13 protein-coding genes are annotated in these 14,103 nt (G+C 57.2%); 7 read left to right on the top strand and 6 right to left on the bottom strand.

The window, feature by feature from the left end:
- Positions 1–149 precede the first annotated feature (149 nt).
- Complete coding sequence (locus SMC1_RS00840) at positions 150–1,355, top strand: P1 family peptidase (RefSeq protein ID WP_119084922.1); 1,206 nt, start codon at positions 150–152, stop codon at positions 1,353–1,355.
- Between the two features lie 237 nt (positions 1,356–1,592).
- Here the strand turns inward: SMC1_RS00840 and SMC1_RS00835 are convergent, their stop codons facing one another.
- Positions 1,593–2,297 carry an aspartate/glutamate racemase family protein gene (locus tag SMC1_RS00835; RefSeq protein WP_207799250.1) on the bottom strand — a complete coding sequence of 235 codons (705 nt, stop codon included), beginning with the start codon at positions 2,295–2,297 and terminating at the stop codon, positions 1,593–1,595.
- A gap of 74 nt (positions 2,298–2,371) precedes the next feature.
- On the bottom strand, positions 2,372–2,674 hold the full coding sequence (locus SMC1_RS00830) for a hypothetical protein (RefSeq protein WP_119084920.1): 303 nt from the start codon (positions 2,672–2,674) through the stop codon (positions 2,372–2,374).
- A gap of 113 nt (positions 2,675–2,787) precedes the next feature.
- Here SMC1_RS00830 and SMC1_RS00825 point away from each other — a divergent pair, with 113 nt between their 5' ends.
- From SMC1_RS00825 to SMC1_RS00815, 3 genes are all read left to right on the top strand, one after another.
- Complete coding sequence (locus SMC1_RS00825; RefSeq protein ID WP_119084919.1) at positions 2,788–4,497, top strand: peptide ABC transporter substrate-binding protein; 1,710 nt, start codon at positions 2,788–2,790, stop codon at positions 4,495–4,497.
- A gap of 839 nt (positions 4,498–5,336) precedes the next feature.
- Positions 5,337–6,386 (top strand): dipeptidase, encoded by a 1,050-nt coding sequence (locus SMC1_RS00820; protein WP_119084918.1) that lies wholly within the window; start codon positions 5,337–5,339, stop codon positions 6,384–6,386.
- Between the two features lie 170 nt (positions 6,387–6,556).
- A complete protein-coding gene (locus tag SMC1_RS00815; RefSeq protein ID WP_119084917.1) occupies positions 6,557–6,856 on the top strand; it encodes a hypothetical protein in 300 nt (99 codons plus the stop codon).
- A 582-nt stretch (positions 6,857–7,438) separates the two neighbouring features.
- Here the strand turns inward: SMC1_RS00815 and SMC1_RS10295 are convergent.
- Positions 7,439–8,254, bottom strand: a complete 816-nt coding sequence (locus tag SMC1_RS10295; RefSeq protein ID WP_165849105.1) for a DUF3298 and DUF4163 domain-containing protein — start codon at positions 8,252–8,254, stop codon at positions 7,439–7,441.
- Positions 8,255–8,422: 168 nt separating this feature from the next.
- Here SMC1_RS10295 and SMC1_RS10290 point away from each other — a divergent pair, with 168 nt between their 5' ends.
- Genes SMC1_RS10290 through SMC1_RS00800 form a run of 3 tightly spaced genes read left to right on the top strand, consistent with a single transcriptional unit; the run spans position 8,423 to position 11,131 of the window.
- Positions 8,423–9,172 (top strand): sulfite exporter TauE/SafE family protein, encoded by a 750-nt coding sequence (locus SMC1_RS10290; RefSeq protein WP_165849104.1) that lies wholly within the window; start codon positions 8,423–8,425, stop codon positions 9,170–9,172.
- A 43-nt stretch (positions 9,173–9,215) separates the two neighbouring features.
- Entirely contained in the window at positions 9,216–10,289 is a 1,074-nt protein-coding gene (locus SMC1_RS00805; RefSeq protein WP_165849103.1) for a PLP-dependent aminotransferase family protein, read from the top strand.
- Between the two features lie 26 nt (positions 10,290–10,315).
- Positions 10,316–11,131, top strand: coding sequence for an Fpg/Nei family DNA glycosylase (locus SMC1_RS00800; protein WP_119084914.1), 816 nt, complete (start codon positions 10,316–10,318; stop codon positions 11,129–11,131).
- A 352-nt stretch (positions 11,132–11,483) separates the two neighbouring features.
- Here the strand turns inward: SMC1_RS00800 and SMC1_RS00790 are convergent, their stop codons facing one another.
- The 3 genes from SMC1_RS00790 to SMC1_RS00785 form a co-directional block, all read right to left on the bottom strand.
- Positions 11,484–12,164, bottom strand: a complete 681-nt coding sequence (locus tag SMC1_RS00790) for an ABC transporter ATP-binding protein (RefSeq protein WP_119084912.1) — start codon at positions 12,162–12,164, stop codon at positions 11,484–11,486.
- A gap of 360 nt (positions 12,165–12,524) precedes the next feature.
- Positions 12,525–12,686 (bottom strand): hypothetical protein, encoded by a 162-nt coding sequence (locus SMC1_RS10830; RefSeq protein ID WP_207799249.1) that lies wholly within the window; start codon positions 12,684–12,686, stop codon positions 12,525–12,527.
- 187 nt (positions 12,687–12,873) lie between these two features.
- A complete protein-coding gene (locus SMC1_RS00785) occupies positions 12,874–14,103 on the bottom strand; it encodes an ABC transporter permease (RefSeq protein ID WP_119084911.1) in 1,230 nt (409 codons plus the stop codon).

Here is a 14,103-nt window from a genome sequence, read left to right as displayed (position 1 = left end):
GACAATATCTCACGAGCAAAGAATGACGGACCCGGAATGCAATAGTAGGCTCGGAAACAGCGGACTACAGGATTATTCCGCACGGGAAACGAAAGGTCGCCGCGGTCGGGGAACCACCGCACCGCCACGCACAAAAAGGAGCAACAACGATGAATCGTCCACGGGTACGGGATATCGGTATAGATATCGGGATATTCAAGACTGGGTCGCGCAACGCGATAACCGATGTCGGGGGGGTTAAGGTCGGGCACTGCACGTTGATCGAAGGGAGTGGCCCCCTCGTCCCCGGCGTGGGCCCCATCCGCACCGGCGTCACGGTGATTCTGCCGCACGATGGCAATATCTTCCGCGAAAAAGCCCCGGCGGCAAGTTTCGTTCTCAACGGCTTCGGAAAATCGGCTGGCCTACACCAAATCAACGAGCTCGGCACTCTCGAAACGCCCATCGCACTCACCAACACACTCAACGTGCCCCTCGTGGCCGATGCGCTCATCGAGTGGTCCCTCGCCCAAAGCCCCGAGATAGGCATATCCACCGGCACCGTGAACCCCGTCGTGGGCGACATCGATGACGGGTTCCTGAACGACATCCAGGGCCGCCACGTCAAGAAGGAACACGTGTTCGCGGCGTTCGGCGCCGCGGGCGGCGGCCCCGTCGGTGAAGGCAACGTGGGTGGTGGCGTGGGCTGTTCCTGCATGGGATTCAAGGGTGGCATCGGCACTTCCTCCCGCGTCCTGCCGGCGCGGCTCGGCGGCTACACGGTCGGCGTCCTCGCCCAGACCAATTTCGGCGGCATGCTCACGGTCAACGGCGCCCCGGTCGGCCGCGAACTGGGCGTGTTCGATTTCGGCGGGGCGGCGGCCGCGGAACGATCCCAGACCCAAGAAGTTTCCCCCGCCGGAGTCTCCGCGGCGCCATCGCAGCCTGACGCCGCCTCCGCGCGCGACGGGTCCTGCATGGTCGTCATCGCCACCGACGCGCCCCTCGACCAGCGCCTCCTCGCGCGCGTCACCAAGCGCGCGGGCCTCGGAATGGCCCGCAGTGGCTTCTACTCGAGCAACGGGTCGGGCGACTTCTTCATCGCCTTCTCCACGGCATACCGCGTCCCGCACTCTGGCGCGCCCATCGCGACCTACCCTACCGTCAGCAACGACGCGATGTCGGCCATCTTCGCCGCCATCGTGGAGGCGACCGAAGAGGCCGTGATCAACTCCCTTACCACCGCCGAGACCATGGTCGGCCGTGACGGCAACACGCGCCTCGGCATTGACATCGATGACCTCATCCACATCCTCAAGAAGCACGACAGCCTCGGCTGGGCGCAGAAACTGCCCCCATTCGGCGGCCTTTCGTGACCGAGAGAAATCAGCGATATCTTGGCACCTCAGGTCAGCAAGCCGGATGTCGTTCGCGTAGGCTGGCTCAAGGAGCCGCCACTATTGTTAACAGCAGGTGAGCAATGGAGCTTAAAAATTCCTTCAAGTGCGCGGGGGTAGGGCGCAAGAAAAGCTAGAACGCTCTAGACCCCTTACGCTCCGAATTCCTTTACGCGCGCGAGGGGCAGGATTCTAACATATGTCAATTGAATCCGCTTAGACGTTGCGTGCCACCGCGACGAGCGCTTTCGCGAGGAGCGTCATCGGATCGATGAAAGGTATTCCGACATATTTCTGCGAGAGCGCGAGGGGCACCTCCGTGCAGCCGGCGACGATAGCCTCGGCCCCTTTGTCCTGAAGGTCGCGGGCCGCTTTGATGAGAAGCCCTCGTGGATACTCGCCTTTTTCTCCCGCCTTTATTCCCCTCTTTCCATAAATCGCTTCCATCACACATGTTTCCTGGCTTTCCTCATTCGGCCAAAGAATCAAAAAACGGTCGAGATGGGTTTCGTAGAGTCGAGCCTTCTTTGAACCGGAGGTCGCCAGGATTCCCAGCGCGTGAATAGAGGAGAAATCACGGGTGAGTGTGCCCACCATCTCCTCGAACGCCGAAAGAAAGCGGATTGCTGTGAGCGGCGTCAGTCGTGGGAGGAATGCGTGGGCAGTCATGCACGGAATACCAGCGATGTCCACCCCGGCGACTTCGAGCCGCTTGGCCGAGGCCAACATTCCGGGGAGCGGATCGGGGCCTCTCCCCAGCAAAAACGCCGTTCTGTCTGGAATAGAAGGGGTACTGTCGACGATCATGTGGAGGTGGTCCTGGTCATTCTTCGCCACGTCGCAGCTCACCAGCGTGAAGAAAAATCCGGCAGTGGCCTCAGGCCCCATGCCGCCCAAGACGCCAATCGTAAGGTTAGTCATTTCTGTGTCCCGCATGAATATATCGTATTGTCACGGCACGTCCGTGTCAACTCACTAAGAATGTACGTGAACCATCAGGTCGTGAACTCACCAGAAACGGAGGCGTAGTTACCACGTTTCTTGATCACTAGAGGTTGTTTCCTTTTAGTGATTTCATTCAGTTGTTCCTGACAGAGGAAGATCTCGTGGAGCAGCGTTATGATGTCCAGTTCCGCACGGATGGCCCGGAGGCATTTCTTCGTCTCTTTGGATGCATCCTTCCGTGCCAGCATCCGTGCGCATGGTGTCTGTGCGTTGTCGTGCATCTTGGTGATGTGACTCCCGGTCCTGACCTTGTGCACGAGCTTCTGGCTGGGAAGGAACCAGTTCACCTCCATGTTGGATGAGTCGATGCGGCTGGATCTCGCCCCGTTGCATTTTTCCCGCCAGTTGGTAGCATTAGCATTAGTCGCGCGAGCGACAAATTTTCTTGGAAAGGGGAGGCTGGTGTATGAGGAAAGCACTGTCACTTGTCTTGATAGCGGTATTCCTGGTCTCATTCTTTGGTGGATTGTCGAATGTGCCATCAGCCAAGGCAGTTGCTCAGGAGGTAACGTACAACCTGGGGACTGAACCCGAAGCGATTGATCCAGCCATTACAACTAGCATTCCAGCAAGCAACGTCGAAATGCAGGTCTTTGACGGGTTGACGCGTCTCGACAACAAGAATACGCCGCAGCCAGCAATTGCGAAGAGCTGGACGATCTCCAAGGACCTGAAAACGTATGTGTTTACGCTTCGTGATGCGTACTGGACGAACGGAACGGCAGTCACTGCATACGATTTTGAGTATGCGTGGAAGCGCGCGCTGAGCCCGGACTTGGCATCAGAATATGCATATCAACTGTACTACGTCTATGGTGGTCAGGCATTCAACATGTCCATCAAGGTCGGCAGCAAGTACTATGTCCAAGCTGTCGACGCTAAAGGCAATCCTCTTACGAAGAAAGTAGGGGGCAAGGACGTCCCCGTGCCGAACATGGCGAAAGAGATTGACCCTAGCAAGAACGTCGGCGTCAGGGCACTGGATGCCAAGACGCTCAAGGTTTATCTCCAGTCGCCCACCGCCTACTTTCTCAATCTGACCGCGTTTCCTACCCTGATGCCGGTCTGCAAGGCTGTTGTCAGCACAAATGACAAGTGGGCCTCCGATGTCACAAACTTCGTCACCGATGGACCGTTCAAGCTCACGGAGTGGTCGCACAATGAGAAGCTGGTCTTTGTCAAGAACCCGACGTACTGGGACAAGGACAAGGTCAAGCTCACGAAGATCACCTACCTAATGGTCGAGGATGAATCAACTGCGCTTTCGATGTATCAGACCGGTCAGCTGGACGCCGCGGCCTTCGTACCGTTGTCAGAGTTGCCCAAGCTGGTCGCCTCAGGCGATGTGAAAATCTTTCCGTACCTTGGGACATACTACTGTATGGTCAATGTCACCAAGAAGCCGTTCAAGGATGTCCGCGTTCGCGAAGCCTTGAATCTGGCCATCAACCGCAAGAGCATCACTACGTCCATCACTAAGGGCGGACAGATTCCTGCGCTGGCTTGGGTTCCCTACGGTATTGCAGACGCGCTTCCTGGCAGCGATTTCCGCAAGGGTTCCCAGGAGAGCTTCTACAAGGATAACGATATCACCACCGCAAAGGCGCTGCTTGCTCAGGCCGGCTATCCCAATGGCAAGGGGTTCCCTGCCTTCACATTCCTCTACAACATCTCCGAAGCAAACAAGACCATCGCCGAGGCGATCCAGGGGATGTGGAAGAAGAACCTTGGTATCACCTGCACCCTCAGGAGCGAGGAGTTGGGCGTCTACAGGGCTGATCGGCATCTCCTCAACTATGATGTCGGGCGAGCGAACTGGATCGGTGACTACATGGACCCCAACACGTTCCTCGATATGTGGATAACGGGTAGCGGAACTAACAACTGTGGCTGGAGCAACAAGTCTTACGATGCTCTCATCGCAAAGGCCAAGGTGACTGTCGACCCGAAGGCACGTATGGCGACACTGCATGCCGCAGAGAAGATCCTCATGACGGATATGCCCATTCTTCCAATCTACTACTACACGAACCCGGTGCTCCTAAGCAAGAGCATCAAGAACTTCTACCAGTCGACGCTGGGAATGGTCGACTGGAAGAACGCTTACATGGGGTAGCTGTCCGAAACCTCTTGACGGCGGTACACACGATTTAGACAGGAAAAGAAGCGGGGCGGCTCTGCTCTTGAAGCTGGAGAGCCGCCCCGCTGTTGTATCCCTGGAGGTCCTATGCTCAAGTTCATTCTGCGATGGGTGCTCTCGATGCAGCTTGAATGGCTCAACAAAATGTGGTGTCGACACGATCTCTCAATGACCGAGGGGCGTTCATAGACTGGGCGAACAAGCAACTTTCGATATCAATTCAAGCCAAATGAGAGACATGGAGCTGTTGGCGATTTATCCCACCCCCAAAGGGTTGAGGGGGAGGACGAGAACTCGAAATATCCGTATCTTTTGCGTAACGTGAGCACCAAATATCCCAACCACATCTGGGGAACGGGCATCACCTATGTCACGCTGAAAGGCGGTTTTATGTACCCGACGGTGGTATTGGACTGGTATTCGCGCTATGTGTTGTCATGGTCGTTGTATGGACAATATATTCACCAAGCGAGTCTGGCTGAGTTGCAAGTACAAGAAGGTGCATTTGAAAGACTATGAAAGCCCTCGGGCATGTCCGCGCTCGACGGCGGAGTACATGGAGCACTATATCATCGCCGTCCGCACCAGGCGCCGAGGTACAAGACGCCAGCTCAGGTTTATGCAGGAGGTTTAACGAGACGATATGAGTTGACAAAAGATGCGTGCAATATTCTTACAAAATGGCTTAGGAATTGACGCTTTCTGCTTTGACAAAGGGGGCCACTCTCTATAGAGTTAAGGTGCGTCATGGGGAGGAGATCCTTTCGAGCCTCGAACACCAGTGATACGAATTTTCATTCATGGAGGCGTTGTTTATGAACGAAAAGGGCAGTATATCTCTTCCTTATTACGAAAAAGCTCGCGACCTTCACCAGAAACATTTGGTCGTCGATGCCCACTTCGATCTTCTGCCTTTGGTGCTGGGAAAACGGTTGAGAGGAGAGACCCGGGTTATTGAACGGGATTATCTTTCGTCTCTGAGGGAGGGGGGCATCGGTCTTGTGGTTTCCTCTCTGTTTGTCCCCAACGAGTACCTACCCGAGATGGGGCTTCGTCGAGCTCTGGATCAAGTAAGCGCTCTCCATGCGGAAATGGAGGAAAGTCCCGGCCTTTTCACCTTGTGCCGTAACACTCAAGAGATACGGAACGCCCGGCAGAAGGGGCAACTTGCTATTCTTCTTTCTTTTGAGGGCCTTGAGCCTGTCGGGAATGATCTCGCCTTATTGCGCATCTTCTACGAGCTGGGAGTGCGGGGCATTGGGATGACGTGGAGCCGCCGAAATTATGCAGCGGACGGGTGTTTCTTTAATCCGGTGGAGGAGGGGCAGAAGGGCGGGTTGACGGAGTTTGGAGTCAAGGTGGCGCGGGAAGCCGCCCGTTTAGGTATGTATCTCGATATAAGCCACCTCAATGATGAGGGAGTGGAGGACCTGTTCCATTCTTACCAGGGGCCTGTCATGGCTTCTCACTCTAACTGTAGAGCTCTAGCCCCCTCCATGAGAAATCTCACGGACGATTTGATTCGTAAATTGGCGTCGAGCGGTGGGGTTATGGGAATGAATGTATGTAGTACCTTTGTGGGTAACCCGGACATAAAGAAACTAGACGAGAAAGATTTGGCCGATCATGTAGATCATATTCGCGATCTGGTAGGGACTGACTACGTGGGGTTTGGTTTTGATTTTTGCGACGAGATGAGAGATTTCACGAAGCCCGGGCCCCATCGGAATTACGATTGCATAAAGGGGCACCCCCATTCGGTAGAGTTTTCCGCAGAACTCCTGGCCAGGGGATATAGTGAAGCTGATATGGTTAAACTTATCGGTGGAAATTTCCTTCGATTCTTGGAAAAGACCATAGGATAAGAGTTGAAGGAAAACTAAAAAAGAGGAGGCCGTACATGGAGCAGATATTGACGATATCAGTCAACTCGCATGGTCTCGACCAGCATTTCACAATAAGCGCCTGATGCCATAGACTGCGTAGTGATACGTGGTAGAGAGCCAACTCCATGTTCTGAGAGGAGGCCAGCAGCATGAATTTCACTCTGACCAATCTGATAGCCCTTTATGGCGCTGTAGTTGCCACGCTGGTAGCTGTCGACCAGTTCAAGAAATCGAGGTCTCATGTCGTCGTGACTGTCCAGCGGGTTTGGATCTCCGACTCCGACGGATGCTTCAGCGACGAGGAACTAAGTGTCCAAGCCGCCAACGCCGGGACTCGGACTGTGTGCTTCGGGAGTCTTCCTTCACCGTGCTATGGAAAGAGAGCGATGATTGTCCCGATTCCACATTCAGGCAGCGACGCGTTTCCACACGATCTACAGCCAAGATGAAGCTGCAAGGTTTTCATGAATCCCGTTCGCATCGCAGAGAACCTCAAGAAATCGGGCACGCACGGAATTGTCAATCTGCGAGGCAAATTTGTGGATGAGACTGGGAGGGTGTATTGGAGCTACCGCTTCAGCTTCAATGTCGATAGCCCTCTTCGGGCCGAGAACTAGCCCCCAGGAAGTTCCCGGCGCCAAGACGACCTTCTGGCTGGCAGCCAACGGTCTTGCTTGTATGCCACGCCCTCACGGTTAGCAGAACACGAGTCGCCAGCGAGCAGCATGATACCAACGCCAAGGTCATGCTCCTGCCGGACAACGCCAAGGAGCTCCGTGGGCGTCATGTCGGACTCCTCCTGGCATTGCTGAGCCTGCGCACGCAAGGTTGCAGCGGCCCATCACGCTGATGATCATGAACGGCGGCACGGTGGACCCCTTCTGCTGCAAGCAGGGCGTGGCGGCGTTCCGCCATACGCTGTGCACGTCGCATCCGCACGAAGAACGCCGCTACGGACGGAACCCGCTCAGTACACGGTGCTAACATGCACAGTATGGGCAAGGTGGATGACCGGCCAAGCGTCTTGGACCTCAGTCGCCTGGTTCCAGCACCAGGTTGAAGGCATCCGGCGACAGGGTGACGGCCAGCATCGACTGGACCTCGCCTGCCGGAATGTGGACCTCTCGCGGACCGGCGGCATACGGGCCAACCTGGTAGGGGTCGAATGAGACGACCAGCCCGCTCGGTTCCAGCGACACGCTGGTGAAGTTGTCCGCCGTAGGCGCAGTTCCATCGTCGACGAACTTCTTCAGCGCCTCGTAGTCTGGTCCGTACTGGCGCTTCAAATCTGTGGCACAGTACTGCGAAAGCCACTGCAGGCCTTGCTTCCCGTCGAGGAACAGGCCCTCGGTGTCGATGATCTCACCATCGCTGAGCCTCGCGTTGACAACACGCGTATACGACATGCCGTGTGCGCCACCGGAGTACGTCTCGAACCGGATGCGGACACTGACGAGGTCGTTGGTCAGATAGGGAATCTCGTAGTCGGCGTTCAGGAACCTGCTGTGGTCTGCAAGCCACTGGGCAGCCTCAGAGGGGTTCTCGGCGGCCCATGCGGCGGCGTCGTGAGCGGCATTCTGCCTCACTCCCGCAATGTCCGGGAGTACCATGGCAGCGACAGCCTTGTTGGCCTTCTCGAGAGCGCCCGCAGGCCGGTTGCCCTCGAACTGCGGATAACTGGTTCTCACGGAATAGTTGAGCGTCATGTCTTCCTCGCGGACGGTCCGAACGACGATGGACGGCAGCCCATTCTCGGGTGTGCTGACTGCCTTCGGGCGGCATCCCGCACACGTCACTGCCGCCACTGCCACCGTCAGTACGATCGCCACTGCTCTCTTCAGTCTCATGGTTCCTCCCCTCCGCTGCCATGTCGCCGGACGACACTGACGTTCCAGCACAGTATGGTTCGCCTTTGCACGCACGCAAACGCGCACAGGAGCGCTGGCTTCAGCCCGCGTCGACGAGCCAACCACCGCATTCCGCGTATACTGTTCGAGTGCGCCCCGAGAGGACGCGTGGAGGAAGATGTGCCCTTTGCCCTGACTGCTGTCCTGTTTGGCCTCATCGTCCTGGCGACTCATTTCATCCAGGGGATCACCGGCTTCGGCTGCGCCGTGCTGGCCATGCCGTTCTGCATCCTCCTGGCCGGCATCGACACGGCTCGCCCCGTCCTTACCGTCCTGGCCCTTGTGCTGGACGTCTACCTCCTGGTCGTCTCGTGGAACCACGTCGACTGGCGGCAGTACCTGCGCATCCTTGCATTTGTTCTGCCCGGACTTCCTATCGGCATGGTCGCCTATAATGTCCTGCCACGCACGACGCTGATGCGTATCCTCGCCATCTTCATGGTCGTCGTCGGCGTCCAAGGACTGGTCACGCAGTTCCGGCCGGGCAGAGGTACGCCGCGAACATGGCCTGCATGGCTTCTCGACACCCTGCTGTTCATCGGAGGCGCCATGCAGGGAGCGTTCACCTCGGGTGGTCCACCCGTCATCATCTACGCGACTCAGAAGCTGAAGGACAAAGCTTCGTTCCGCGCCACACTGGTTGCAATCTGGACGACACTCAATATATTCATTATCGTAGATATTGTCGTGCGCCACAAGCTGGCCGGCGTGCCAGGGAGGCTTGTCCTGACGTCTCTGCCGTTCCTTGCGCTCGGCGCCCTGCTGGGAGATGTCGCGCATCACCGCATCAGCGGTGAACGCTTCACCCAGCTCATCTATGGAGTACTGCTCATCTCGGCAGTCTTCATGGTCCTGTAGGAAGCATAATCAACGTATCAGACACATCCAGGAGGCAAGTAACATGATTGCATTCACGAGAGGGGTTCCCGCAACAGAAGCGTTTCCGGTGGAGGCCCTGGGAGAGTGCGCCGCGTCGGCTCTCGCCAAGTACAGCTCACAGATTTTGCAATATGGCTCCTTCCGGGGATTCGGCCCACTGCGTGAGTTCATCGCAGCCGGCCACGGACTCCAGCCCGACCAGGTTCTGCTAAGCCAGGGAGCCCTGCAGATCGTCGATTTCGTGGCCCGTTCCCTCATCACGCCGGGCACGACCGTTTTGGTCGAGCAGCCCTCGTATGACCGTGTCATCAAGGTCCTGCGCCGGGCGGGCGCCACGGTTGTCGGCGTTCCCCTGCAGGAAGACGGCATGGACCTCACCGCCTGTGAGGAACTCATCCGCGAACACCATCCGCTGATGACCTACGTCATCAGCGATTTCCAGAACCCTTCGGGTACAACGATGTCGGAGGCCAAGCGCCGGGCCTTCGCCGCCTTGGCAGAGCAGTACGGCGTGCTCGTCCTCGAGGACCTCCCTTATCGCCGCCTGCGATATGCCGGTGACGACGTTCCCACGATCCAGTCCATGATCCCGCATCGCACCATCCAGTTGAGTAGCTTCAGCAAGCTGCTGTCGCCTGGCCTGCGCGTCGGCGTCGCGTTCGGCCCCCAGCAGTACATGGACCGCCTCGGCAAGACCGCGCAGGATACGTACATCACCCCGTCCCTTCTGTCACAGGCCACGGTCTTCGAGTTCATCGACAGCGGCCTGCTGCCCGCTCAGATCGAGAAGTTACGCAACCTCTACCGCCCACGTCTATCCGAACTGCTTGCCGCACTCGACGCGGAAATGGCTGACCTGGGAACATGGGCCAGACCTGAGGGCGGCTTCTTCGTGGGCGTCATGCTCAACAAGAGTGTCAAAGCCGAAGCCCTCATCGCCAGGGGCCTGGAGAAAGGCATCCAGCTCACAAACGGGCGCGACTTCTTCGCTGACGGGAGAGGGGACACCTTCGTCCGGCTGCCGTTCTGCGCGCTGACCACCGAGGAGATCGACGAAGGAGTCAGAACCCTGGCCCAGGTCGTGCGCTCCCTGTAGCCGGTCCCAGGAACGAGGAGAACCCCATGCCCGAACTACCCGAAGTGGCCAACCTGGCACGACAAATGGACCGGGAACTCCGCGGCAGGCGTGTGGCCGAGGTCGACGTCGTCCAGCCCAGATGTCTGAACGTACCGCCCGAGGAATTCGGGCGAATGCTTGCCCATACGCAGGTGAACCGTGTGACGTCGAGAGGAAAATGGATATTCATGGACCTCGAGCCGGGAGCGACGTTCCTGCTCAACCTCGGCATGGGTGGGGAAGTCCTCTTCCACCACAAGGATGAGCCTTTGCCGGGGAACCGCCAGTCGGCTGTCCTGTTCGAAGACGGCGGTGCTTTCAGCCAGCACTTCTGCTGGTTCGGGTATGTCCATGCGGTCAAGACCGTCGAGCTAGCTTCCCATACCATGACAGCCGCGCTAGGTCTCGACCCACTGGACGACGGCGAATTCACGCTAAACGCGTTCGAAAAGGTGCTGGTAGAGAAGAAGCGGAGCGCGATCAAGACGGTTCTCATGGACCAGAAGAATATCGCGGGCATCGGCAACGTCTACATCCAGGACATCCTGTTCGCCGCCGGACTGCATCCCCTGCGCAAGACCGCCGACGTCACTGCGTCCGAGCGTCGCGCACTCTACGCCGCGATCTGCTCACAGCTTCGGCATGCGCTGGAGTTGGGTGGCCTAGCCTACGAGAAGGACCTGTATGGTCAGCCGGGGCGCTTCACGGAGTTCCTGGTCGGGTACCGCGAAGGCAAGCCATGTCCAACGTGTGGCGCACTCGTCCAGAAGATCCGGACCGGCAGCACGGCGTCGTTCATCTGCCCAACCTGCCAGACGTAACATGACCCAAGATAAGGTGCCGCGCATACGGATGAACGGCAGTACTGCGTCGCGACTCGAAGATGCATACATGACAGCCTTGTGGACCCGCCAGCGGGCGCAGTGGAACCTCTATGCGGGGCGAGCCGGGACCGGAAACGCCTGACACCGGGCTCGACGTCGCCAGGAGTATCATTCGGCGCCCCGCGCCGCAGGACCGCCGCTCAGTCGTCCTGCGCCTGGCCACCCGACGCGACGTCGTACATCTAGATTCCACCATCCGGGCACTGCGCGACCGGCTCGACACGGACGACGGCATGACGCTGTCTCCAGGACAGAGTTTGCGCAGGCCCCTAGCGAAATCGACCTGCAGCTAGTTCATTTCATCGGCCACGACACGCCCGTCGAAGATACGGATTACCCGCTCTGCCTGCGCCCCGATGGCATCGTCGTGGGTTACGTAGATGATCGTCTTGCCGCCGCCATGGAGCTCCTTCAGGAGGTCGACGACCTCCCGGGCGCCCGCGGAATTCAGGTTTCCCGTCGGCTCATCGGCAAGAATAACCGACGGGTCCATCATCATGGCTCGTGCGATCGCGACGCGTTGCTGTTCACCGCCGGACATTTCGACCGGACGGTTGTTCATCCGCTCTTTGAGGCCGACGCGCTCCAGCAGGTCCTCCGCCTTGCTTCTTCCGCCCTTGACCGACCTGGTAGCATAGGAACACGGCAGCAAGACGTTTTCGAGAGCGCTCATCATCGGCAACAGATTGTACGCCTGGAACACGAAGCCCATGTCACGATTGCGTATGGCGGCAAGATCGTTGGCTCGCAGGCCCGATACGTCCCGGCCTTTGAACACGTAGTGACCACTCGTTGGACTGTCCAGACAACCGAGAATATGCATCAGTGTTGACTTGCCCGAACCAGAAGGGCCCATGATGGCCACAAACTCATGCTCTCCGATTTCAAGGGACACACCGGCAAGAGCATCGATCGTCACCGCGCCGATCCTGTAGGTCTTTCGGACGCCGTCAAGCTGGATAAGGTTCATAGGCACCCCCATCGCCTTCCTGCGAACGGGACCGTCTTGAGTCCTTCCTTCGTCGCTGAAGATCGGGTTGCACTTCCTTCTGTGTTGCCGTTTGTCACCTGCGCTGTCATACGATACGACCGTGACGGGACAATTCCACTATTGACACCAATGTATCGACAATGCCGAGTTCATACAAGGTCGCACGTTCCTCCGGGCAGCATCGAAGAGACCATGGCAAGCGCATGCAAAAAGGACTGCGTGCGGTCCTGCAGCAGATTGTGCTGGACCATTCGCAGCCCCTGCCGATCTAACGCTCAGCCCGCCACTGGGAAGGAATCGAGAGGCAGTTATCCACTGCCCCTCGATCTGTGCAGCCTATCAGGAGGTCGCCGGGGCAGGGATGTCAACCGGTACGCTGGTCGTATTGCCCACTTTGTCGATTGCAATGATCGTCCCCTTGATGCCGGTCCTGTTTATCATCATCAATGCATTATCGCCGACAGCCAGCCACATATGCAGTGAACCGTCGTCGAAGGTCAACGTCAGACTATCGCTTGCTTGGACAGTAGTGTTTAGCGTGAAGGTAACCGTATACTGTGGGGCGTCCCTTGGATAGGAGTTGCTCAGCGCAACCTAAACGCTCTGAGCACTCGCCAGCGGAACCGCTCCCGCCACAAGTGTCAGCATGAGGAGTACTGCAAAGATTCTCTGAACCATACGATGCCTCCTATTCAAACCGCAATGCATCGACGGGTTTCAGCCGGGCTGCCGTGCGAGCCGGGTATACTCCGAAGAACACCCCGACAGCGATGGAAAAACCGACAGCAAGAAGGATAGATGAACCAGTTATTGACGTCGTCGTAAATCGGGAAACAATAAAATCCGAACCGAGAACGCTGATCACAATCCCCAAGGCACCTCCTGCAATGCTCAACAGCGAGGATTCAATAAGAAACTGGACAAGAATATCGCGTTCACGGGCCCCAAGTGCCTTCCGGATGCCTATCTCACGAGTTCGTTCCGTCACGGAAACGAGCATGATGTTCATGATACCGATACCACCGACCAGGAGGGAAAGCCCTCCAATAGCCGCAAGTAACGTTGTCAGCGTTGTCATGGACGACGTCAATAATGCTGTCATAGCTGCGACATCCTGAATGCTGAAGTCTACTTTCTTGTGTTTGCGAGTCAGGATGTCGGTAATCTCAGTCGTGACTGCTGAACTCTGAGTAGGGTCGACACACTTGATCGTTGTTCGTTGAACGACATTGTGGACGACACCGAACGACTTCTCTCCGTCTGAGAACGGCAGGACGATTGCAGTATCAACAGAACTTCCCACCGTCTCACCCTTTGCCGTGGCAACGCCGACGACGTTGTAACTCGCGCCGTTTATCCGGATCGGCTGCCCCACTGCAGATTCATTAGGGAACAGGGTTGTCTGAACGGTGGCGCCTATGACAACATTGCGCGTCCGATTGTCGATATCGCTCGTAGAGATCATACGACCATCGGCAATCGTTACATTGTCGACCTCAAAGTACGTCGGTGTCGCGAAGATCCCGGTGCCCGACATGGTGGTATCCCCGTTCTTGATCGTAATATTAGTCTGGTTCGTCGGCGATACAACAATGGAGTAGGTTACTCTTGCCTCGATATACGCCAGGTCTTCCTCCGTGATTTTGGCACCGGATGATACTCCCGACCTTTCTCCGGGGCCACCGGGGCCACCACCACCCATAAGAACATTTGATCTGGCACCAGCTGTCAGATACAGATTGCCGGAGCCGGAACTCTGCATCCTACTTAGAATGCTCTTTTTTGTCCCATTACCAACTCCCATGAGCATGACAACGGCGGCAATACCGATAATAATTCCCAGCATTGTAAGAAACGAGCGCATCTTCGCCGCGAAAATCGCCCGCGTTGCATTCCGAAAACTGTCCCTGAGGTCCAT

This window comes from Candidatus Cryosericum septentrionale, from assembly GCF_003570995.1.
In the GTDB taxonomy this organism is placed as follows: Bacteria; Caldisericota; Caldisericia; order Cryosericales; family Cryosericaceae; genus Cryosericum; species Cryosericum septentrionale.
This window is presented reverse-complemented; position numbering and strand designations above follow the sequence as displayed.

Bases quoted from the DNA above. Each gene is read 5' to 3' on its own strand.
- SMC1_RS00840 (WP_119084922.1), top strand. From the start codon at position 150: ATGAATCGTCCACGGGTACGGGATATCGGTATAGATATCGGGATATTC.
- SMC1_RS00835 (WP_207799250.1), bottom strand. From the start codon at position 2,297: ATGACTAACCTTACGATTGGCGTCTTGGGCGGCATGGGGCCTGAGGCC.
- SMC1_RS00830 (WP_119084920.1), bottom strand. From the start codon at position 2,674: ATGGAGGTGAACTGGTTCCTTCCCAGCCAGAAGCTCGTGCACAAGGTC.
- SMC1_RS00825 (WP_119084919.1), top strand. From the start codon at position 2,788: ATGAGGAAAGCACTGTCACTTGTCTTGATAGCGGTATTCCTGGTCTCA.
- SMC1_RS00820 (WP_119084918.1), top strand. From the start codon at position 5,337: ATGAACGAAAAGGGCAGTATATCTCTTCCTTATTACGAAAAAGCTCGC.
- SMC1_RS00815 (WP_119084917.1), top strand. From the start codon at position 6,557: ATGAATTTCACTCTGACCAATCTGATAGCCCTTTATGGCGCTGTAGTT.
- SMC1_RS10295 (WP_165849105.1), bottom strand. From the start codon at position 8,254: ATGAGACTGAAGAGAGCAGTGGCGATCGTACTGACGGTGGCAGTGGCG.
- SMC1_RS00805 (WP_165849103.1), top strand. From the start codon at position 9,216: ATGATTGCATTCACGAGAGGGGTTCCCGCAACAGAAGCGTTTCCGGTG.
- SMC1_RS00800 (WP_119084914.1), top strand. From the start codon at position 10,316: ATGCCCGAACTACCCGAAGTGGCCAACCTGGCACGACAAATGGACCGG.
- SMC1_RS00790 (WP_119084912.1), bottom strand. From the start codon at position 12,164: ATGAACCTTATCCAGCTTGACGGCGTCCGAAAGACCTACAGGATCGGC.
- SMC1_RS00785 (WP_119084911.1), bottom strand. From the start codon at position 14,103: ATGGACCTCAGGGACAGTTTTCGGAATGCAACGCGGGCGATTTTCGCG.